This window comes from Microcoleus sp. D3_18a_C4, assembly GCF_036702415.1.
Classification (GTDB): Bacteria; Cyanobacteriota; Cyanobacteriia; order Cyanobacteriales; family Microcoleaceae; genus Microcoleus.
The window spans coordinates 151,223-171,342 of record NZ_JAUBTI010000002.1 but is presented as its reverse complement, the minus strand read 5'-3'; the positions used below and the strand labels follow the sequence as shown (position 1 = coordinate 171,342).

Sequence of the window (20,120 nt, the reverse complement as noted above, 5' to 3'; positions counted from 1 at the left end):
TCTTCAGACGACTTAAGCTTTGAGGCAGGGGTTTAAACCCCTGCCGGACTGCCGGACTGCAACAGCCCCAAGATACCCCTTGTAAAAGTTTTAAGCCTGAGACATAGCAGGCAAACAAACCTTAGTACCGCCCAAGCCGCAATAACCGTTCGGGTTTTTAGCAAGATACTGCTGGTGATAACTTTCTGCGTAATAAAACTCAGGAGCATCAATAATTTCAGTAGTAATCTTGCCGTAACCAGCCGGAGTCAAAGCCTGCTGGTAAGCATCGCGCGAAGCTTCAGCTAACTGCATTTGGCTAGCTGAATACGTGTAAATTCCCGATCGGTACTGAGTACCCGAATCATTGCCCTGACGCATTCCTTGAGTAGGATTGTGACTTTCCCAAAAAACTTTGAGCAGCGTTTCGTAACTAATTACTTTCGGATCGAACACAACCAGAACTACTTCATTATGTCCCGTCATCCCGCTGCAAACTTCGTTGTAAGTAGGATTCGGAGTAATCCCGGCCGCGTAGCCAACAGCCGTCGAAAAAACTCCATTTTGCTGCCAAAATTTGCGTTCCGCTCCCCAAAAACAGCCCAAGCCAAACAAGGCAGTCTCCATGCCGTTTGGAAAGGGAGGTTTGAGCGGATTGCCGTTAACAAAGTGAGTTGCCGGTACCGACATCGACTCTGCCCGTCCCGGTAATGCCTCTTGGGGAGAGGGCAGGCTCGACTTTTTGCCAAATCCAAATAGCACCATAAGTTTGTGAGGGGATCTCTGATAAACGTCTTTACCTTACTTAATAATATCAGATGTATACTGAAAAGAGTGGTCTTCTTAAAGGTAGAAGGTAAAAGCCAGAAGGCAGATTTTTTTTACGGAAGGTTTTTGGTGATACTGCTCACTGGCAACGCAGTTTTAAATCACATTAGGCAGTGTTCTGTGTCACCAAAACATACCTGAAATATCACCTATTGTTGAGGTATAAATCACGCTGATTTTAGGCAACATAGCCGATTATTAAAGGTATGGTGTTGTAGAAGTTATTCAATACCATTTATTGGGAGTGTGTAGAAATGGCCACTAAACCTTGCAGTCAACCTTTAAAATCTAATCCGTTTATTACTTACCGCGACCCAATTACAGGCAAGTGGATTGTTGTAAATCAGACTTTGCCCCAAGCAGCAGAACAAGCACAGCTAGCAGCAGCTTGAGTTCTCCTATTAATTTTACTTGAAAAATCAACTCTAATTTCAGATTGCGTAGAAACGGGTTTTACAAACCATCTATGTCGGAAACGAATAATCTGACAAACCGACCCTCACAAGGCGAACAATCCAAATGTACATTTTTTCGATTCGATCGCAGACAGCGTTGATGTAGATTATTCGTTGTGTGGGAGCGGGTCTATCTAGATTGTTGGCAGTCATTAAATAGTCGTAAGGTGCTGAGGTTGCACCATACATAGTCGTTAGGTGCTTATAAAGTTGCTAATTGAGTCGAGTGCGTTGTTTTGTTAAATCAAGCCAGAAAATATCTAAAATTGATTGTGCTTTGTGAAGCCGTGAACTTGCAAGGAGCAAGCAGCTATCTTGTAGAGTCGCCGGAAATCAGGCAAGTTGAGCAACAGCGGCAACAAATAACCTGAAGCGGGGTGAAGTTTATGGTAATTGAGCCAATATGTAACTAGAGTTCCTTCGCTGCTTCTCGACTGAAATGGATATTGCAAAACTAGATACTTGGTATTCTCCTTCTCAACGCCGCACGGTTGTTTCGCTGTTGATGAAACGAGTAGGCGTAACTCGCACTAGGGCTGAATGCTTTATCAGGCTTTGGGTTTACTTATCGGTGAAACAGCTTCAGGAAAGCCAGCCCCGTCTCAAACCACCGCTGGCGAAACTGGAAGTGCCCGCAACAGAAGTGCAGTGCACTCACCGCGAAGCCGCCGAACTATTTTACTGCGATTCCGATCGCGGGAGCGATCGCGCCGCCGGAATGATGTTAGATAAATTAGCAGCACTCGGATTAATCGCAAAACACTTTGATGGTAACACTACGGCAATTCAAATTCAACCAGTTTCAGAAATTTTAGAGGGCGCCGAACCTCAAAAGCCTGTACAACTCCAATTAGATGATTTCAACCCTCGGTGCGACGCAATTATCGTTGCCAATTTATTAGCTACCAATTACAACTGGATGAACCGCAACACTAACGCCGTTCCCTACAAAATTGCTAAAATTCTCCGGCTTTTGGCTAGCCAATACTCAAAAGGAATGCGAGTTTTGCGCCGATCTGATAATCTCAATCCAGTCGGGTTTTACTTACTTTATCCCACCGCTAGCGAATCAGAAGTAAATTTTTTTAACGCTCCTAGCAAAAGCCTTCATTTAAGTTCTATTTCCGATATCGATCCTTTCGATATGGCGCTACCAGGAGATCCAAATTGCCAGTCAGTATTTGTCCGCAGTTGGATAATCGAGCCACAGTATTTGTCAGAATACCGCATTGCTTTTCTCGAAGACTCACAGAAAGTTTTAGGCGAAATGCAAACAGATTTTCCGAATCTTTGCGACTTGTACACGCTGATGATTCACCCCATGTACGAAAAACTGTGCCTGACTTTGGGATTTCAGAAGACTAGCAGTGATAGTCAGTTATCTGTTTACTGGATGTATCTAGCATTGGATAGATTTTTGGCGATCGATATCAAGGAAGCATTAGTTAAACTATAAATTACCACGTCGATGATTCAGCGGTTGAAACCGCTACTACACAAACAAAGATGATTCGGCGGACTAAGAAATAAGGAGGATATTTATGCCTGATTTGGTATAATTAGAGCCACTTCAAAAACAGAAGATCCAGAACCCCGACTTCTTGAAGAAGTCGGGGCTCTAACAGTGTTACTTCTTAGTCCGCGAAGGCGGACTTCGTTTGTATAGTCGCGATTTCAATCGCCGAGTGACTTATAAAACTTCCCGTCCCAAATAGGGTTGTAAGGCTTCCGGCACTTTTACAGTTCCGTCTGGCTGCTGGTAATTCTCCAAAATTGCCGCCATTGTCCGGCCTATAGCTAAACCGGAACCGTTCAGCGCGTGAACGAATTGAGTGCCTTTTTTACCCGCTTCTTTAAAGCGAATATTTGCCCGCCGCGCCTGAAAATCTGCGACGTTAGAACAACTGGAAATCTCGCGGTATTTGCCCGCAGAGGGCAGCCACACCTCTAAATCGTAGGTTTTGGCAGCAGCGAAACCTAAGTCGCCGGTACACAGTGCGATCGCCCGATAAGGCAATTTCAGCGCCTGCAAAACTCCCTCAGCATCCTGCACTAACTTTTCGTGCTCTGCCTCGGAGGTACTCGGATGCACGAGTTTCACCAATTCCACTTTATTAAATTGATGCAATCGAATTAATCCCCTCGTATCTTTGCCGTAACTGCCAGCTTCGCGCCTAAAACAAGGAGTGTAAGAACAGTGATAAATTGGCAACTGTTCTGCTGTCAAAATTTCACCTCGGTACAAATTGACAACCGGAACTTCGGAAGTAGGAATCAGCCACAAATCATCTTGGTCGCACTTGAAACTTTCTTCAGCAAATTTGGGTAATTGACCCGTAGCAGTGAGGGATTCAGTGTTAACTAAAAGTGGGGGAATCACTTCTACATAACCGGCTTTTGTGTGGCGATCGAGCATGAATTGAATAATGGCTCTTTCCAGGGCTGCCCCGGCTCCAATTAAGGTAACAAAGCGGGGCTGAGCGATTTTTACTGCCCGTTCAAAGTTGATAATTCCTAATTTTTCGCCGATTTCCCAGTGCGGTAAAATACCGGGGTTTTGGGGTATGTATTCGTCTCCCCAGCGCCGGATTTCGACGTTTTCTTCTTCATTTTTGCCGATCGGCGTTGAGGAACCGGGCAAGTTTGGCAGCGGTAGCAATAAAGCTTCTATTTGAGCTTTTAGGTCTTTTTCCTGTGCTTGCAGTTCGTTCGACTCGGTGCCGACAGCGTTGCCTTCTGCCTGCAGTTCCTGAATTTCGGGAGATTCGAGGGGTAAACCCGATTTTCTTTTTTGACCGATGAGTTTGGCAATTTCGTTGCTGCGGGCTTGTAGTTGCGATCGCTTGCCTTCCAACTCCCGCTGCTGTTTGTCTAATTGCAAAATCGGCTCGATTTCATAGTTGCCTCCGCGAGTGTTGAGGCTTTCTTGTACGGCTTGCGGGTTTTCTCGGATTAATTTGAGGTCTAGCACAGATTTATTCTAAATCTTAAATCTTATCGGACTTGCGCTCAGAAACCCGGTTTCTTGGAAAATCTTGGCTTTGGCAAGCATAAATCTATGAATTAACAGGGTTTCTGAGGATTCCTGCGTCTGTCCTATCTTAGGTTAACAGGGACAATACGCTCAGACATACAAGTTTTCTCAATCTTTTCTCACCTCAATCATAATTTATTCTCATCTAGAAATCTGCCTTGGTGTCACCCATGATGGGTGACACCCCACAATTGATGCTATAGTAAGCACATTAGTAGATGCACCCTGATAATTTTCTACCCCGGCCAGCAATGGCTGGGTTTTTTGTTTGAGGGCTGACTTGAAAGCGCAGAAGGGTTTGGCTGCCCGAAGGTGGCGCGCGGGGATAGGGGCGCGCATCCGAAAGTTGGTCGATCGCCGGCACACTACTCCAACAACACGCTATATATATGATTGGGTGCGCGAAGAATTCCCCGCATCATCGAAATCAGGCGGGAGTTTTAATTGGATCGAAAAATGCGATCGACAAATTACCTATTCTGTTTCCTAGAAATATTTGCCAGCGAAGGCGGCATTCAATCCTACGTTCAAGACATTCTCAAAGCTTACCTGTCCATAACCGCAGGGACAAACTCGCCGCAAGCTGAAGTTTTGCTGTTGCGAGATTCCCCAGATTGTCACAATCCCTTCGAGTCAAAAAATCAGGACTTATATAGCAATTCCAAGTCAGTTATGAACGTGGTTCAGGCTTCTAGCTTGGACGGGCAAGATGCCCATCCCACAAATCATTTAGGATTGCTATATCAAATCCCGTTAGCTGCGAATGATACCACAGTACGATCGTCCCGTGAACGAACCCAATCAGAGCATGGCACTCGCAAAAAAGCAAGTATTTCCCTAAAAAACCCCGGTTTCTGCACCAGGACTGAAAATCTGAAATTTTATTACCTAAAAACTCATCCCGCTTGGTTTGGCCGTATTAAGTTTGCCGCAAAATTGCTAACATCCTTGCTGCAAAAACGACCGCAGCGGGTTTTTTGCGGTCACATCAAACTCGCACCGCTAATTCAAACTTTATGCCAGCCGCTGGGAATTCCCTACACGATTTTAACTTACGGCAAGGAAGTTTGGGAACCGCTTGCTCCCAAATATCAAACAGCAATGAGACAAGCTGAGAGTATTTGGACTATTAGCAGGTACACGCGCGATTCCCTACGGGATAGCTTCGCCGCGCGTACTTGCGAAATTAACAACTTAAATCCCGAAAAATTCCAAATAGTGCCTTGTACTGTAGATGAAAATATATTTACGCATGGGCCGAAGCCACAGGATTTATTAGAGCAGTACAAATTGGTTGGTGCTAAAATATTGATGACTGTAGCCAGATTGCGATCGAGCGATATTTACAAAGGCGTCGATGTCACAATTCAAGCTTTGCCGCAAATAGCCAAAACTTTTCCGAATGTGAAATACTTAGTTATTGGCAGAGGAGACGATCGACCTAGATTAGCCAAACTCGCTGATGATTTGGGAGTTACCGAAAGAGTAATATTTGCGGGTTTTGTACCCACAGAAAATTTAGCAGCACATTACCAGTTGGCCGATGCTTATGTAATGCCCTCCCAGGAAGGCTTCGGTATAGTTTATTTGGAAGCGCTGGCTTGCGGAGTACCCGTGCTGGCGGGGGACGCGGACGGGTCAGCCGATCCGCTGCAAGATGGTAAACTGGGGTGGCGAGTTCCTCACCGAGATTCCGCAGCAGTAGCGGTTGCTTGTGTGGAAATGCTGCGAGGGGAGGATAAAAGGTGCGATCGCCACTGGTTGAGGGAACAAACCCTGGCAAGATTTAGTTTTGAATCTCTTTGTCAATCCTTACAAGGAATGTTTCAACCCTCTGACTCTGATTAACTTATAACGTAGAGAGCGGTTTCTGGGTGTATGATGGGAAAATTAACTCGATCGACCGCCTGAATTTCTGAGTAGGATAGAGTTATGCCTACCTGCAAAGACACCCAAGGAGACCACCGTGAACCAAGGCACCCCCAAAATATCTTTCAAGCTACCCCGTATTAGCAATTGGCTGATACTGCTGGGCATCGCGTATTTGTTGGTGTCTATTGGTTTGGGTTGGATAGTTAAATCAGTGTTGATTCTAGTAGCTTTTTTGTTGCTGACGCCTGTGGTCGCGTTTTTCGCGCTTCAGTGGTGGCTGAAACGCAATTTAATTGAGGACAATTGTCCAGTTTGTCAATACGAATTTACAGCTTTAAATCAAACTCAGTTTCAGTGTGCCAACTGCGGGGAACCTCTGAAAATAGAGGAAGGTCATTTTAGTCGCTTGACACCGCCCGGTACGATCGATGTTACCGCAGTAGAAGTATCATCGGTTCAACAGTTGGAAGATTAACCGATTTTAGATTTTAGATTTGGGGTTTTAGATTGAAGAATTGTTGAATGTTAACTGCTAACGGCTAACTGTACTACCAATCCCCATCCCCAAAATTACTTTTCTAGACGCACTGCGTACCACTGCAAAAATTTTCCAGGCCCGACATCTAATTCACAATAAGTATCAATTAAATACTTGGCTTGAGCTTCCAAGCCAGATATTTTATCCACCTCCTGCGGCAAATCTTCGTGTTCCTCGGCTAACACGGCTTTCAGCTTTTCTAACAGTTCCGCCGCCGTCAAAAACTGCTCTGGCTGGTTTGTTTCTAAGACCACAAAGGTGTCTTCGTCATACAGTGACATAGTTTCAAAGGTTGAGGTTAATTATTTCTAAAGTTTCGTACACTTAAGCGATCGAAAGTATAAACTCTTAATTACAATTTTCCAGCCCCAGCTCGATCGTGTTACAATAGAACAACATCAGAATTCCTACCGGATTACCGTTATTAACTTAGTTATTAACCGAGTTGTCAACAGATCCGACACAGCATTTCTGAGGAGATTTGTCAAGTGCAAATTTGTCAAGTGTCAAATTGTCAAGAAATATTCGATCGGCTGTATCTAATTATAACTGGCACTATACATTCCCATGATCACATCTTCCACTTCAACCCCAGTTGCGCGCAAGCCCTCTAAATCAGAAGGTCTCAAAGAACGCAGCAACTATTTACGAGAACCCGTTGCGACTGAACTGTTACAAGAAACTACCCACTTCACCGAAGAAGGGATTCAGATTCTCAAATTTCACGGCTCGTACCAGCAAGACAACCGCGACAATCGAGTTAAAGGACAAGAAAAAGACTATCAGTTCATGCTCCGCACCCGCAATCCCGGCGGGTTCACTCCGCCGCAATTATACTTAGCCTTAGACAAGCTATCTGAAGAATACGGCAACCAGACGATCCGCGTCACAACGCGCCAAGGTTTCCAACTGCACGGCGTGTTGAAAAAAAATCTTAAAGCAGTGTTTTCCTCAATTATTAAAAATATGGGGTCAACCTTGGGAGCTTGCGGCGACTTGAACCGCAACATCATGGCACCGCCAGCACCGTACAAAAATCGCCCAGAATACAAGTATGCGCTGCAATACGCCAACAATGTCGCCGATTTGCTGACACCGCAAACCGGTGCTTATTATGAAATATGGTTGGACGGCGAAAAAGCTGTTTCAGCCGAGGAAGACCCCGCAGTCAAGGCCGCCAGACAGAAAAACGGCAACGGCACAATCTTTAGCGACGACAAAGAAGAACCGATTTACGGCAGCCATTATATGCCGCGCAAGTTCAAGTGCTCCGTTACCGTGCCGGGAGACAATTCAATTGACTTGTACTCTCAGGATTTGAGCTTGGTGGTAATTACCAATGAAGCGGGCGAGTTACAAGGTTTTGACGTGTTTGCTGGCGGCGGTTTGGGCCGCACTCACAATAAAGAAGAAACTTTTGCGCGGGTTGCTGACGAGATTTGCTATGTTGCCAAGGATGATGTTTACGATTTGGTCAAGGCAATTGTAGCAACCCAAAGAGATTTTGGCGATCGCACAGACAGACGGCACGCGCGGCTAAAGTACCTGATCAACGACAAAGGTGTACAGTGGTTCCGCGAAAAAGTAGCCGACTATTTTGGCAAGCCGCTAGAAGCCTTTAAACCGCTGCCTGAGTGGAAGTATTTTGATTTCTTGGGCTGGCACGAACAAGGAGACGGCAAACTGTTTGTCGGCATTTCTGTGGATAATGGCCGGATCAAGGATGAAGGTTCATTTCAGCTAAAAACGGCTTTGCGGGAAATTGTCCAGAAGTACAACTTGCCGGTACTGGCGACGCCGCACCAAAACGTGCTGATTTACGATATTTCGCCGGATATTAAAGAAGAAATTCAGGGAATACTCGATCGATGTGGCATTCAGCGGGAAACTGCGATCGACCCCTTAGTGCGCTATGGGATGGCGTGTCCAGCAATGCCGACTTGCGGGTTAGCGATTACCGAATCTGAGCGCGTGATGCCGAGCATTTTAGAGCGGATTCGGGCGCTTTTAACCAAAGTGGGCTTGGCAGACGAGCATTTGGTGGTGCGGATGACTGGTTGCCCAAATGGATGCGCCCGCCCTTATATGGCAGAATTGGGGTTTGTCGGGAGTTCCCCGGAATCCTACCAGATTTGGCTGGGCGGTTCTCCCGATCAAACGCGGCTGGCAAAACCAATTGAGGAAAAGCTGCACGTCAAGGATTTTGAAGCTTTTCTGGAGCCGATTTTTGTTTATTTCAAGCAAAAACGGCAACTGAGCGAGAGTTTTGGCAATTTTTGCGATCGCGTCGGGTTAGAATCTATCCGTCAATTTGTAACCAACTACCAATCTGCTGACTCGATGACAACTGAGATTAATGAATTAGAAGTTACGTCTAGTAACGGCGATGAAAACGAGACTGCCACTGCTGGCGGCGGCAAAGTCCGCCGTCGAATTAGCGTCCGCGATGAAATCTACAACGAGCTCAAGGAAGAAGCAGCCCGTCAGGGCAAGCCAATCACGCAGCTAGCTACAGAAGCGATTTCCACTTATTTAAAGAAGATTAAGGAGGAAGGATAAGCCGATTTTCGATTGTATTCAATAGACTTCTGGCAAAAGTAATATAAAGGCAGAGCATTTGCAGAAAAAAACTTGAATTTGTAAAATAATTCCGGTTGTAGATGCTGTGCCTTTATTGTTTTTTGAACAGTTGAAACCCCGCCTGCCTATCTCTTCTCATTCTCTCTTCCTCTGCGTTCTCTGCGTTCTCTGCGGTTAAATAAAAAAAATCTCTAATAGAAAACGAACAATCCCAAATTCAATGCCTCAATTACAAAGATTAGCAATTACTCCCCCTCAAATTTGCGATCGCAAAATCGACTTAACTAGAGAACAGCAGCATTATTTAAATAGAGTGCTACGTTTGCAAGCGGGCGATCGATTTATTGCGATGGACGGTCGAGGGCATTGGTGGTTAGCAGTCCTAGAAGCCCAGGAAACAGGGTTATTTGCCTCCATAACCGAGGAGATTGCTGTGAACAGGGAGCTACCCGTTGAAGTAACTTTGATGGCGGCATTGCCCAAGGGAAACGGCTTTGACGAGGTTGTGAGACAGGCGACGGAGTTGGGTGTGGCAAGTATTGTGCCGGTGACGAGCGATCGAACTTTGCTCAAACCAAGCAATCAAAAAGTCGATCGGTGGAGAAGAATTGCTGCGGAGGCGGCGGAACAGTCGGAACGTCAAATTGTGCCGACGATTTTAGAGCCTATTTCGTTTGAATTTGCTGTAAAAGATTGCGGTCAAAAATATCGATATATTTGTGTGGCTCGCGGGGACAATCGGCATTTGTGGGATTGTTTGATTGGTAGTTTCGATCCCCCCTTTGTAGGGGCGGTGCCCCCGTGCCCGCCCCCGGCTGGGGGAGAATTATCGATTGTGATTGCTGTTGGGCCGGAGGGTGGATGGACTGAGGGTGAGGTGAAAAGGGCGATCGAATTTGGTTTTGAAGCTGTATCTTTGGGGAGTAGAATTCTGAGAGCGGTGACAGCACCGATTGTGGCTTTGTCTTTAGTTGGAGCGGCATTTGAGAAGTGCTAATATAAACAAATAACAAATAATTCATAAAATAGGTGGGTTGAGGGGGAATGAAAATAGAGTTGAGGAAAGGTCGATCGCCCTTTTGGCCGATTCCCTACGGGATAGCTTCGCTTAACGCGCTTGTAGCAATAATCAGTACAACATCAGTGTCTGCACAATCTCCGAGCTTTCCCATTGCTCAACAGATTAATTGCGATCGCCCGCAAGGAGATGTAGAAGTCAGAGCTTGTATTCGGTTGAATTACGAAGCCTCGGATAAACGACTGAACGAGGTTTACAAACAACTGATTTCCCAATTGAGCGAAGAAGAGCGGGCGCTACTTTCCGAAGCACAATTAGGGTGGATTCAGTTAAGAGATAAAACCTGTGAATTTGAAGTTTATAAAAGTCGTGGCGGTACCGGTTATGGTGGTTTCCTCAATGAATGTTTGGATCGCATGACGAAACAGCGCACTGCGGAATTAGAAAAGTATTTAAAAGAGAGATAAAATAAGAAGTACAGCGTACAATACCTGACAACAATAAAGAAAAACAACTATTTATGAAAAGCAGATCGCCCTTCCCCCTCACCCTCGCCCTCATCTCAGCAATTGTAACCACCATAGTCCCAGCAGTTTTCGCCCAGCGACAGCCATCAGCTAACGAAATCTACATCGATAAAAATTGTAACCGTAACCAGCAACTAGCGCAACTTGAAAGATTCACTATTTTTAGCAGAAACGAATTTACAACTAACGGTCAAAACTATTTGTTCTACGCCGCCCGCTATCTAGACGGAGCCGTGCTTTTCTGTACCTCAAAACCCAACTTCAACCAACCTAAACCTCTAACAGCAAAACAAATACAGTCCCAATTTATTGACAAAATAGTCCGAGATATCAACAACAAAACAGCTTTTATCATCGTAGTCCAAGAAGGAAATGGCCTCGATGTACCCATGACCAATTACGGCTTAGAATTGAGCAATGTCGATCGCCCAAAACTCACCTCCCTTTCCATCCTACAGCAGCGGGGAACCCTCAAAGACGGCGGCGAACCCAGCGAACACACCTTTCAAGGACGGGCTGGTCAATCTATGACGATCGACATCAAAAGCAGAGCATTCGACCACAACATAACACTGTTCGACACCAGCGGCAAAAATATTGCCGAAAAAACAGGTAACTCCCAGAATCGCCGAGAGTCTCAACTCACTGTAAAATTGCCTAGTAACGGCACTTATAAAATAGTTGTTAAAGGAGGCGATCGCACAAGCAAAGGTAATTACACATTAAGCGTTAATTCCAATCAGCTTTAACTCAATTTAAACCAAGCCCTAAGCAAACTCAAAAACAGGTGTTTCAATCACCCTAATAGGCTTTCTCTCTTCCCAAATCATCTTCTGCAACTGTTCCACAGTTTCAGGTGAAAAAAAACGCTCTCCCGTTTCCACACACACTCTAGCAGGAACGTTTTCAATGATAATAAACTTACCCTTGATTTCCAGGGTATAACTTACTTTTTCTTCCACCAGTTTTTCTTGCCAAATATCATTGTTCATTTTGATTTATCCTTAACTTAAAATCAATCCAAATTCTCGTATCTGGTTCGTATACAGTAATGATTTTTACCAAAGGACGAGATGGATAACTGCACTGAACGTGCAAAGGTCTATTGGCCAGGGTCAAACCGAAAATTAAACAGCTTGGGCCATATTTGTCATCGGGATACTCTTCGATGACTTCACCAGCCATTATTGCTTCCCGGAGTTCTTGTACCCTGATACGGCGAACTATGCTTTGGTTTACTGCGTGTTGTGAAAGCTCAAAATCATTTTTGACAATTTTGACACGTATTTTTTCAATGATTGTCATAGTTTCATATCATATCTATAAGTTAACACAACAGCAAAAATTGTTAACCAGTGGCGAAACCACCCAAACATCAGCCAATATAGAAACAACGCCATTCCCGCAATCGCCATGACAGACATCAACCAAATAGCCGCCGCCCTAGAGGGTAAAGAATACAAACAAGCTGCCCAACTCATCAAAAAACTACAAAAAGACTCCCCCGAAAATCCGTGGGTACAATACTATATCGCCCGCTACTACGAACTCACCAACAATCTCGAAAAAGCCCAAACAACCTACAAACAAATACTCCGCGATATCACCAACGCCAAAATCGTCTCCCAGACCCGCCAAGCTATTCAACGGATTGAAACCGCACAACAAAACCTCCGCCAACAAGCCATAGAAACCGCCAAAAACGACCCCAGCAACCTCGAACCCGGACTCCTTATCCTCGAACCCGTGAGTCCCGAAAACAAAGCCGCAGCCGTACAAAATATCAGCAGAATCTTTAAAATCGACGCCTACACAACGCGGATGCAAATCCAAAGCCGCGGCTGGAGACTCTACAAAACTGGCCCCATCGCCGAACTGCGAATTTACGGTCAAGAACTCCTCAACGCCGGCATTCCCGTATTTTGGGCAACCCTAAGCGATATTCAAAAAATCCAAATTTTCCGAGTGCAGCACTTCCAGTCTCTTTCTTCCCCAGCCGTTGTTTGCAAAGATAAATTCGATCGACTCGGTGCGATCGAATTTAGCTGGTCAGAAGTTACCCAAAGAGTAGAAGGCTTGTTGCCGATGTTCATCGAAGTCATGGACTACTCGCCCAACCGAAGAAAGGATCAATTTCGCCACAGAGAAATCAGGCAAGATTACGCTCAAATCTGTGACTTGCACATTCCCAGCAGAAACTGCATTCTGCGAATTTGCGACCAAAGTTACGAATTTCAACAAGGAGTTAACTTCACCCAAGCTTCTGCAGATATCCCCGCTTCACCGAACTCCAAAAACAAAACATCCAGAGTCACAAACTCTCAACAAATTCCTCAAAGTACAACCAGAATTAACTGGAATAACTTACTGGAAATATTCGATCGCCAGCTTGACGTTACAGTTTGGTCAGAATTTACGCCCTTTGCCGAGACCGTGCTCGATTACACGCAGATGTTGAGAAAGATCGAATCTCATATAGAAGTCGAGCGCAAATCAGAAACTCCTTGGGACTCAGCTTTTCAGCTATACAGCGGATTAGCCTTCCTCAGAAATGAAAAAAATAGGGAATAGAACCAAGAGTTAAAATTAAAAATGAGTAATGCCATTTTTTTATTTTTAACGCCAGCATTGGGAGTTATCCAATGCCCAATTCCCTATTATCAATTCCCAAATTCCTACTTCGTTTTTACCTGACGAGCCATTTCCCGGAAATTGTTCATGCTGGGGCCAGGGGTCCGACGAGTTCCTGTTGGTGTCGGCATTAAATTATTAGGAGCAAAAGTCCGATTCGGTTCAGCTTGACTCGGCACTTTGCCGTTAGTTGCTGCCGCGGCAGGTACCTTCACGGGTTCCGCATTATTAGCAGGAACGCTAGCGACTGGTTCGTTTTCTTTCTTAGACTTTTTCTCTACCTTAGCCTTCTTAGCCGGTTCAGACTTCTCAGACTTCTCAGACTTAACAGGCTCAACTTTTGTCGGTGCGATCGCCACAGGCTCAGCCTTCGCCGGCGCAACTTTTGCTGGTTCCTTCGCTCCCGATTCGCCCAAATCTAGGAAATATTCAGACTTTTTCAAGCCCAACAGTCTCCCAAAAAAGCCGAAAATACCGCCGAAGAAATTTTTGATAAAACCAAACATTAGACTTACTCCTTTTGTTCTTTTAGAGAAATTTGTACAAGCTTGTCAACAAAGTTAGATTACGAGGTAAGGCAACTTTTGTCTACATTTATTCATCAAAATTTACATTGGGCTATATCTAAGCTAGCTCATCAAAGCAATTTTTAGGTATAAATACTCGCACTGCTTTGCACTTATTTACAAACTATCTCAGAATTTGTTAGGGATTCCCACTAATGGTCGATCGTACCTCGATCCGATTGGCTAGCTGTCCTAGTACGGGTCACACTCCCTAGGGGAGTGATTTATGCTGTAATCACCAAGCAATTTTCTTTTCAAATGAACAGTTCGCTCGATCGCAATCCCGTCATCCTGATACACGGCATCTGGGACACAAAGATGATTTTCAGCAAAATGTCCGCCCGCCTCACCGAACTCGGATGGTCAGTCCACAGCCTCAACCTCACCCCCAACGACGGTAGCCTCGGCCTCGACTTACTGGCCAAGCAACTGGCAGACTACATCTCTGAAACCTTCGATCCAGAACAATCTTTAGACATAGTAGGCTACAGCATGGGCGGCATCGTCAGCCGCTACTACGTCCAGCGACTCGGAGGAATCAACCGCGTACAGCGTTTCATCACCCTCTCTTCCCCCCACCACGGCACCGTCACCGCCTATTCCCTACGCCTACCAGGATACCTGGATATGCGCCCCGATAGTCGCTTGCTGCGCGATTTAAATCAAGATGTGACAATGCTCAAACGCATAAATTTTACATCAATGTGGACGCCATTTGACATAATGATTGTACCGGCGAACAGCTCCCAAATGCCAGTAGGTAAAGAAGTTAAAGTCAACGTTTTGCTGCACCGCCAAATGGTGACCGAGCCCCTAAGTATTAACGCATTAGTTGAAGAACTCAAAGCACCTATAGAAAATAAAATTCCCACTTAAAAATGAATAGCAATTTCCGCCGAAACCCAGTCTTGCTAATTCACGGAATCTTCAGAAAATCGGGAATTTTTCACAAAATGTCTGCCTACCTGACCCAACTGGGATGGTCAGTCTACACCCTCAATCTCTCGCCCCATTGGGGCAACGCCAGCATAGACGAATTAGCCCAACAAATAGCAGATTATATAGACAAAACCTTTGCGCCAGAACAGCATCTAGATATAGTAGGATTGAGCATGGGCGGTTTAGTAACTCGCTACTACCTGCAAAGGTTAGGCGGCATTAACCGAGTGCAGCGCTTTATTGCCATATCTTCTCCTCACAGCGGTACTTGGATGGCTTACACTCTCTGGGGAAAAGGCTGCATTCAAATGCGTCCTGGCAGTGCTTTTCTGGAAGATTTAAATCGAGATGCAGCCTTGTTGGAAAAGCTCAATTTTACTTCTATTTGGACAGATTGGGATTTCATCATCGTACCTGCTTCTAGTTCCCAAATATCGGCGGCAAAAGAAGTAAAATTGTCTGTTTTCGCCCATGCCATGATGGCGAGGCATTCCAGCAGTTTAAAAGCGGTCGCTGAAGCACTGTCAGAACCATTAAAAGTTCATGATTAACCGTTTGATTCATTCTTGTATAATGTCAATTATTGTAGGGGCGGGTTTCACCTACAATAATTGCCTAAAACCAACAATCTCGTAAACCCGCCCCCACGAACACGGCAAATCGCTACCGGACTAAAAATCAAACAGCATCGCCAACTTCAGCGTATTCGCTGCGGCCAAAAATTGCTTCAGCCTCACAGTAATACTTGAACTCCAGTATATTGTGGAAAGGGTCTTCTAAGAAGAAAGTACGGTGCTCTGTAGGCAAACCGACAAATCGCCGTCTCGGTTCTTGATAGAAATTTAAGTTATTTTGCTGGGCTTTTTCTAGCAACGCTTCCCAGTCAGCTTCGGAAGTAAAAATTAACCCAAAATGCCGGGGGTAGATGCCTCGCTGAGGCGTCAAAGGTTCGCGGCTGACGTGGGCGACTATTTGATGGCCACACAAGCCCATAATCGCAGAATTAGGCGATTCGCGACCTAGTTCGCAGCCGAGCCCGTCTACATAGAACGCTTTTGTTTGGGCAATATCGGTCACGGGGAAGGCAAGATGAAATAAGACTTGGTTCATTGAGGTACTAAATGCAGAATTCAGAATTGTTCTTTAATTATTTATCTTGGTCTAATCCTTGGTTGGTGGCGATCGCCCTAAATACAGTTTTACTCGCGATCGCCACCATTGCTCCTAAAAAATTGCTCACTCCCGCAGGCCAATTTCACGGCTGGGTATTGGGCGTCCTCATCTGGGGCTGTTTGGGATGGCAAGGCTATGCTGTCGTGATGTTTTACTTTCTTGTCGGATCGGGAGTTACCCGCATCGGCAAAGCCCAAAAAGAAGCAGAAGGCATAGCCGAAAAGCGTTCAGGCGCCAGAGGCCCAGAAAATGTCTGGGGTTCGGCTTTAACCGCTACTTTTTGTGCTCTGGGAGTTTTGGCGTTATCTATTTTAGCAGAGACAGGCAAGATGTCTGTTTTAGGAGAGACAGCAAAGATGGCTGTTTTAGGAGAGACAGGCAAGATGCCTGTGCCACAAGATGCTATTTCCCTCTTATTTCTGGGTTACGCGGCGAGTTTTTGCACCAAACTTTCCGATACCTGCGCCAGCGAAATCGGCAAAGCTTACGGGAAGCGGACTTTTTTGATTACTAGCTTGCAGCCTGTACCCAGGGGTACGGAAGGGGCCGTAAGTTTGGAAGGAACGATCGCGGGTATTGTCGGCTCAATTTTGATTGCACTTTTGAGTTGGGCCGTCGGTTTAATTGACTTGACAGGAATTGTTTTTTGTGTTATTGCGGCTTTTATTGCCACGAACATCGAGAGTGTGATTGGGGCGACGGTGCAATCAAAGTTTGAGTGGCTCACCAACGAGGTGGTAAATTTTTTTAATACACTCATAGGAGCGATCGCAGCGATTATTTTAGCGGCGACATGGAGAGCTTTTTTAACTTAGTTAATCCTGGACGCATTCGCGACCTAATCAACCTGGTTTTTTACGCTAATTCAAACGATTAATATTACGTCCGGTCGATTACCCCTAATACGGTAGGGGCGGGTTCACGAAAAATATCTGCCAATAATTTACAATCTCAAAAACCCGCCCTTTTAATCGCGGTCACTCGATCGGACATCATATAACGCAGTATTTTTGGAAGAAAAAAAGCCGGTTGCGCCGTCCAGGGCTATTAGCTATTAATCATTAGTCTCAAGCAATCAACTCATGACTAATGATTAATAGTTAATCAAACTAAGCGTCGTCTTGCGGGCCAAAAACCATTTGTAAAATCATCGTCGGTTCGCCCCGCTTGTGATAGCGATCGGCCCAATTGCGAATAATTTCATCTAATTCCTCAAGGGCTTGGTCGAGCCGTTCCGGCGGAATATCCAAAGTCTCCATAATTCGCATCACCTTCGGTTGTTTTTCCGCCCAATCCTTCATCAGCCGGAAATATCTAGCCGTATCCTCCACCATAGTAAATGTCCGCTCTTCCTGCTCTGCGGGAGAGTAAGTAGCGCGGGTGAGGGCATAAAACGGCATTCCCCAAGGAGAATCAATGCGAGTTACTGTCCCAGAATAGATCAAGCGCCGCTTAATGTGTTCTGCTAGAGCTTCGCTCAAAGGCATTCGCCTTTCTGGAGACATATCTTCTTGCGATCGCCTGTGCAGAAACTCGATCAACTCCATAAACTGAAAAGAATTGATCAGTTGAGCATCCGGCGGATTCGGAGGAATCTTGCCTTCGAGATATTTTTTTTCATCTACAGTCAAATTGTTTCCCGGAATGCGAGGGCGTCCCGGCATCCAACCATACTGTTCCAGCCAGACATAAGGAAACTGAATCAAATATCTAGGTTCTTGGGAACCCAACATTTTCAGCAATTTTCCCTGAGTCAGAGCTTCCCGGACTTCTTCAACAATCACCTTCACCCGTTTAGGCTCAATGTGATGCAAATGTCCGGTCATCCGCAGGTTGTTGTCCTGCTCCATATAAGTCATATAAATGGCACACTTAGCCGCCGTTGCGGCCGCGTCTAGAAACGCCCCGTGCCTGTGCCCACTGGTTCTCATGGCGCTAAACGCCAGATATAGCATGATCTGATCCATTGCACTAGGGCTGAGGCTTTTGACCAGATCCAAAGAGTCATTTTTCATCACTATCCCCGAAATAGCCAAATTAGGAGGCATTTTGTCATCCTCCATTAAATTATTGCGAGAGCGCCGAATCAAGCATAGCCGACTGTCGCCGGAAAGCTTGCCAGCTACCCTAATATTCAGGTTAGTTAATTTCCCTGAGGTAACAGGGGCATGGGCTTAAAGGCTATCCACACCGCATAAGTGGTTCTTATTGGTGGCCAATTTAAGTAGATTGCTGCACCCTCTGCGCTGACAGTTTACCTATATATAAGTTAGTTATCGCAAGTTAATTATAGTGCAGCGGTTGAAAATTAAACCCTACCTGTGGGGGGGAGAAGGTAAATAACTGTTGCGATGCCAGGAATTTGAGGCGACTCCGAGCCCCTAATTCTTGAATAGTCATGGATGCCCAAACCCGGTTCGATCGACTAAAATAAGCCTGTTGCATAATTGCGGGAAGATTTTGATGGTTTTGTGGGATGGGATCTCGTAGCCCGTCCGCTGTATTTTCACAGCAGGCGGGACACCCCACAAGAATCCTCCTCAAATTGTGCAACCCCAAAATAAGGGGTGGAGGGCGAGGGATATCGGTTGAAAAACCCAGATGCTCAGAGGCCTGTGGTTAGTTCCTGTTTAATTGAAGCGTTTTCAATACAAAACCGCCACATACTAGAATCTCTCTCTAGGTACATGGCGGTTTCCCGTTTATATGCTAACATTACTAGAACAAAAAATAATTTCCTCAGAACTGTCCACAAAAAGTGCAGTTGTCGCTTAACCTGAAACACTAGAATTCCAGAAAATCCGATCGAGCGATCGAATGAACGGCCCGAAGCAACTCAGTTGTAGTCATCACTTGCGTCCAGTGTCATTAGAAATCTTGTAGCGGATGAGTGTAAACTGTAGGCTCAGTAAAATTTCTGCGTCTGCCCCTCTCAGCAGGGCGATTGCCCCTTTGTTGAGTTTGGACTGACAACATATATTGGGCGGTGGCAGTTTCGACAATGGGGAGTGAAGATTCAAAAGCTTGAGCGGCGCTGGCACTCAAGGTAATGCCCAACAGGCTCAGTAAAGCAATTGCTGTGTAGGTTTTCATGGGTAGTATTTGTATCAGTATCTATTTAGAGATACGACATTACCCAGGCTGATCAGGATTAATTTCCCTGAAATTATCAAACTATAGAATCAGGAATCAGGAATCAGAAGGAAGAATCAGAAGGAAAAAGGAAGAAGGAATCAGGCTTAAGTTAAGCTATCTCGCATTTAAATTGTCTCCTAAAATCCTTGTATAAAAAGCGGAAAATTATCTTTCCCTCTCCCTTTCTCACCCTCTACCTCTCCCCAAGCAACAGACACTTTAGATGCGTAGCATCTGATCTATGAGAGCTGTCAGAAGTCGATGTAAAATGGAATAAATAAAATCTCTGGCTTCAGTAAAAAAAAAAATCCTAATTGCACTACCCAGAAGGTTGCAATAATATACAAAACCGCCAAATACGAGATTCAATCTCTCAATAGATGGCGGTTTAAGGTTTATATGCTATCATCACTCACATAAAAGAAGAGCCTAATGACTGTAAACAAGAAATGCAGTGGCCTTGGAAACCTGAAAAACTAGCATCCCAGGAAATCAGATTGAGCGCTCGACACGGGCGGCAGAAACTAACTCAATAACGGAAATCGCTTTCGTCCAATGTCATTAAAATGCTTGTAGTTGATGAGTGTAAAGATTAGGCTCACTGAACTCTCGGCGTCCGCTGCCTCTTTCAGGAGAACGATCGCCCCTTTGTTCGGTTTGGGCGGATAAAATGTATGAAGCGGTGGCAACTTCCAGCAGTCCGACGAGGGATTCAAAGGCTCGAACGACAGTGGCGCTCAAAGTAACGCCCAAAAGACTCTGTAAAGCAATTGGTGTGTAAGTTTGCATGGGGTTAGTATCCGTGTCATTGTCTATTAACTGATACGGACTCTCCCCGATCGATC

At 45.3% G+C, this 20,120-nt stretch carries 23 protein-coding genes; 12 read left to right on the top strand and 11 right to left on the bottom strand.

Annotation, left to right across the window (positions count from 1 at the left end):
- Positions 1-90: 90 nt before the first annotated feature.
- Complete coding sequence (gene msrA / locus QUB16_RS01835; RefSeq protein ID WP_333313614.1) at positions 91-744, bottom strand: peptide-methionine (S)-S-oxide reductase MsrA; 654 nt, start codon at positions 742-744, stop codon at positions 91-93.
- A 317-nt stretch (positions 745-1,061) separates the two neighbouring features.
- On the opposite strand from msrA, the gene QUB16_RS01830 reads away from it, so the two are divergent.
- Complete coding sequence (locus QUB16_RS01830) at positions 1,062-1,199, top strand: hypothetical protein (protein ID WP_333282124.1); 138 nt, start codon at positions 1,062-1,064, stop codon at positions 1,197-1,199.
- Positions 1,200-1,701: 502 nt separating this feature from the next.
- Positions 1,702-2,718: a hypothetical protein gene (locus QUB16_RS01825; protein WP_333313613.1), complete on the top strand. Its 1,017-nt coding sequence runs from the start codon at positions 1,702-1,704 to the stop codon at positions 2,716-2,718.
- Between the two features lie 234 nt (positions 2,719-2,952).
- Here the strand turns inward: QUB16_RS01825 and serS are convergent, their stop codons facing one another.
- Positions 2,953-4,233 (bottom strand): serine--tRNA ligase, encoded by a 1,281-nt coding sequence (gene serS / locus QUB16_RS01820; protein WP_333313611.1) that lies wholly within the window; start codon positions 4,231-4,233, stop codon positions 2,953-2,955.
- Positions 4,234-4,752: 519 nt separating this feature from the next.
- Here serS and QUB16_RS01815 point away from each other — a divergent pair.
- The gene (locus QUB16_RS01815; protein WP_333313610.1) at positions 4,753-6,144 is read left to right on the top strand and encodes a glycosyltransferase; all 1,392 of its coding nucleotides are present in this window, start codon (positions 4,753-4,755) and stop codon (positions 6,142-6,144) included.
- Between the two features lie 118 nt (positions 6,145-6,262).
- A complete protein-coding gene (locus tag QUB16_RS01810; protein WP_190737398.1) occupies positions 6,263-6,643 on the top strand; it encodes a hypothetical protein in 381 nt (126 codons plus the stop codon).
- 95 nt (positions 6,644-6,738) lie between these two features.
- Here the strand turns inward: QUB16_RS01810 and QUB16_RS01805 are convergent, their stop codons facing one another.
- Positions 6,739-6,987, bottom strand: coding sequence for a chlororespiratory reduction protein 7 (locus tag QUB16_RS01805; RefSeq protein ID WP_333282151.1), 249 nt, complete (start codon positions 6,985-6,987; stop codon positions 6,739-6,741).
- 286 nt (positions 6,988-7,273) lie between these two features.
- Between QUB16_RS01805 and sir the strand changes: the two genes are divergently transcribed.
- From sir to QUB16_RS01785, 4 genes are all read left to right on the top strand, one after another.
- Positions 7,274-9,265 (top strand): sulfite reductase, ferredoxin dependent, encoded by a 1,992-nt coding sequence (sir, locus tag QUB16_RS01800; RefSeq protein ID WP_333313609.1) that lies wholly within the window; start codon positions 7,274-7,276, stop codon positions 9,263-9,265.
- 241 nt (positions 9,266-9,506) lie between these two features.
- A complete protein-coding gene (locus QUB16_RS01795) occupies positions 9,507-10,283 on the top strand; it encodes a 16S rRNA (uracil(1498)-N(3))-methyltransferase (protein ID WP_333313607.1) in 777 nt (258 codons plus the stop codon).
- Between the two features lie 47 nt (positions 10,284-10,330).
- Entirely contained in the window at positions 10,331-10,771 is a 441-nt protein-coding gene (locus QUB16_RS01790) for a lysozyme inhibitor LprI family protein (protein WP_333313605.1), read from the top strand.
- Between the two features lie 53 nt (positions 10,772-10,824).
- Positions 10,825-11,580 carry a PPC domain-containing protein gene (locus QUB16_RS01785; RefSeq protein ID WP_333313603.1) on the top strand — a complete coding sequence of 252 codons (756 nt, stop codon included), beginning with the start codon at positions 10,825-10,827 and terminating at the stop codon, positions 11,578-11,580.
- Positions 11,581-11,598: 18 nt separating this feature from the next.
- On the opposite strand, the gene QUB16_RS01780 is transcribed toward QUB16_RS01785, so the two are convergent.
- Together QUB16_RS01780 and QUB16_RS01775 are read right to left on the bottom strand one after the other, a co-directional pair.
- Entirely contained in the window at positions 11,599-11,823 is a 225-nt protein-coding gene (locus tag QUB16_RS01780; protein ID WP_333313602.1) for a YgiT-type zinc finger protein, read from the bottom strand.
- Positions 11,813-12,136 carry a DUF4258 domain-containing protein gene (locus QUB16_RS01775; RefSeq protein ID WP_333313601.1) on the bottom strand — a complete coding sequence of 108 codons (324 nt, stop codon included), beginning with the start codon at positions 12,134-12,136 and terminating at the stop codon, positions 11,813-11,815. Before QUB16_RS01775 ends, QUB16_RS01780 begins: the two co-directional genes overlap by 11 nt.
- Before the next feature lie 108 nt (positions 12,137-12,244).
- Here QUB16_RS01775 and QUB16_RS01770 point away from each other — a divergent pair, with 108 nt between their 5' ends.
- On the top strand, positions 12,245-13,402 hold the full coding sequence (locus QUB16_RS01770) for a tetratricopeptide repeat protein (RefSeq protein WP_333313599.1): 1,158 nt from the start codon (positions 12,245-12,247) through the stop codon (positions 13,400-13,402).
- A gap of 104 nt (positions 13,403-13,506) precedes the next feature.
- On the opposite strand, the gene QUB16_RS01765 is transcribed toward QUB16_RS01770, so the two are convergent.
- Positions 13,507-13,968, bottom strand: a complete 462-nt coding sequence (locus tag QUB16_RS01765) for a hypothetical protein (protein ID WP_333313598.1) — start codon at positions 13,966-13,968, stop codon at positions 13,507-13,509.
- A 318-nt stretch (positions 13,969-14,286) separates the two neighbouring features.
- Between QUB16_RS01765 and QUB16_RS01760 the strand changes: the two genes are divergently transcribed.
- Positions 14,287-14,904 carry an alpha/beta fold hydrolase gene (locus QUB16_RS01760; RefSeq protein WP_333313596.1) on the top strand — a complete coding sequence of 206 codons (618 nt, stop codon included), beginning with the start codon at positions 14,287-14,289 and terminating at the stop codon, positions 14,902-14,904.
- Positions 14,905-14,906: 2 nt separating this feature from the next.
- Positions 14,907-15,518, top strand: a complete 612-nt coding sequence (locus QUB16_RS01755) for an alpha/beta fold hydrolase (protein WP_333313594.1) — start codon at positions 14,907-14,909, stop codon at positions 15,516-15,518.
- 127 nt (positions 15,519-15,645) lie between these two features.
- Here QUB16_RS01755 and QUB16_RS01750 read toward each other — a convergent pair whose 3' ends face one another.
- Complete coding sequence (locus QUB16_RS01750; protein ID WP_333098932.1) at positions 15,646-16,077, bottom strand: VOC family protein; 432 nt, start codon at positions 16,075-16,077, stop codon at positions 15,646-15,648.
- An 11-nt stretch (positions 16,078-16,088) separates the two neighbouring features.
- On the opposite strand from QUB16_RS01750, the gene QUB16_RS01745 reads away from it, so the two are divergent.
- Positions 16,089-16,955 (top strand): TIGR00297 family protein, encoded by an 867-nt coding sequence (locus QUB16_RS01745; protein ID WP_333313592.1) that lies wholly within the window; start codon positions 16,089-16,091, stop codon positions 16,953-16,955.
- Positions 16,956-17,249: 294 nt separating this feature from the next.
- On the opposite strand, the gene hetR is transcribed toward QUB16_RS01745, so the two are convergent.
- The 4 genes from hetR to patX all read right to left on the bottom strand — a co-directional run bounded on the left by hetR (position 17,250) and on the right by patX (position 20,064).
- Positions 17,250-18,155 (bottom strand): heterocyst differentiation master regulator HetR, encoded by a 906-nt coding sequence (gene hetR / locus QUB16_RS01740; protein ID WP_333034952.1) that lies wholly within the window; start codon positions 18,153-18,155, stop codon positions 17,250-17,252.
- 268 nt (positions 18,156-18,423) lie between these two features.
- Positions 18,424-18,585, bottom strand: a complete 162-nt coding sequence (locus QUB16_RS01735; protein WP_333313591.1) for a hypothetical protein — start codon at positions 18,583-18,585, stop codon at positions 18,424-18,426.
- A gap of 423 nt (positions 18,586-19,008) precedes the next feature.
- Positions 19,009-19,233, bottom strand: a complete 225-nt coding sequence (locus QUB16_RS01730) for a hypothetical protein (RefSeq protein ID WP_333313589.1) — start codon at positions 19,231-19,233, stop codon at positions 19,009-19,011.
- A gap of 603 nt (positions 19,234-19,836) precedes the next feature.
- Complete coding sequence (gene patX, locus QUB16_RS01725; protein WP_333142683.1) at positions 19,837-20,064, bottom strand: heterocyst-inhibiting protein PatX; 228 nt, start codon at positions 20,062-20,064, stop codon at positions 19,837-19,839.
- Positions 20,065-20,120 lie beyond the last annotated feature (56 nt).

Bases quoted from the DNA above. Each gene is read 5' to 3' on its own strand.
- msrA (WP_333313614.1), bottom strand. From the start codon at position 744: ATGGTGCTATTTGGATTTGGCAAAAAGTCGAGCCTGCCCTCTCCCCAA.
- QUB16_RS01830 (WP_333282124.1), top strand. From the start codon at position 1,062: ATGGCCACTAAACCTTGCAGTCAACCTTTAAAATCTAATCCGTTTATT.
- QUB16_RS01825 (WP_333313613.1), top strand. From the start codon at position 1,702: ATGGATATTGCAAAACTAGATACTTGGTATTCTCCTTCTCAACGCCGC.
- QUB16_RS01815 (WP_333313610.1), top strand. From the start codon at position 4,753: ATGCGATCGACAAATTACCTATTCTGTTTCCTAGAAATATTTGCCAGC.
- QUB16_RS01805 (WP_333282151.1), bottom strand. From the start codon at position 6,987: ATGTCACTGTATGACGAAGACACCTTTGTGGTCTTAGAAACAAACCAG.
- sir (WP_333313609.1), top strand. From the start codon at position 7,274: ATGATCACATCTTCCACTTCAACCCCAGTTGCGCGCAAGCCCTCTAAA.
- QUB16_RS01795 (WP_333313607.1), top strand. From the start codon at position 9,507: ATGCCTCAATTACAAAGATTAGCAATTACTCCCCCTCAAATTTGCGAT.
- QUB16_RS01790 (WP_333313605.1), top strand. From the start codon at position 10,331: ATGAAAATAGAGTTGAGGAAAGGTCGATCGCCCTTTTGGCCGATTCCC.
- QUB16_RS01785 (WP_333313603.1), top strand. From the start codon at position 10,825: ATGAAAAGCAGATCGCCCTTCCCCCTCACCCTCGCCCTCATCTCAGCA.
- QUB16_RS01780 (WP_333313602.1), bottom strand. From the start codon at position 11,823: ATGAACAATGATATTTGGCAAGAAAAACTGGTGGAAGAAAAAGTAAGT.
- QUB16_RS01775 (WP_333313601.1), bottom strand. From the start codon at position 12,136: ATGACAATCATTGAAAAAATACGTGTCAAAATTGTCAAAAATGATTTT.
- QUB16_RS01770 (WP_333313599.1), top strand. From the start codon at position 12,245: ATGACAGACATCAACCAAATAGCCGCCGCCCTAGAGGGTAAAGAATAC.
- QUB16_RS01765 (WP_333313598.1), bottom strand. From the start codon at position 13,968: ATGTTTGGTTTTATCAAAAATTTCTTCGGCGGTATTTTCGGCTTTTTT.
- QUB16_RS01760 (WP_333313596.1), top strand. From the start codon at position 14,287: ATGAACAGTTCGCTCGATCGCAATCCCGTCATCCTGATACACGGCATC.
- QUB16_RS01755 (WP_333313594.1), top strand. From the start codon at position 14,907: ATGAATAGCAATTTCCGCCGAAACCCAGTCTTGCTAATTCACGGAATC.
- QUB16_RS01750 (WP_333098932.1), bottom strand. From the start codon at position 16,077: ATGAACCAAGTCTTATTTCATCTTGCCTTCCCCGTGACCGATATTGCC.
- QUB16_RS01745 (WP_333313592.1), top strand. From the start codon at position 16,089: ATGCAGAATTCAGAATTGTTCTTTAATTATTTATCTTGGTCTAATCCT.
- hetR (WP_333034952.1), bottom strand. From the start codon at position 18,155: ATGAAAAATGACTCTTTGGATCTGGTCAAAAGCCTCAGCCCTAGTGCA.
- QUB16_RS01735 (WP_333313591.1), bottom strand. From the start codon at position 18,585: ATGCAACAGGCTTATTTTAGTCGATCGAACCGGGTTTGGGCATCCATG.
- QUB16_RS01730 (WP_333313589.1), bottom strand. From the start codon at position 19,233: ATGAAAACCTACACAGCAATTGCTTTACTGAGCCTGTTGGGCATTACC.
- patX (WP_333142683.1), bottom strand. From the start codon at position 20,064: ATGCAAACTTACACACCAATTGCTTTACAGAGTCTTTTGGGCGTTACT.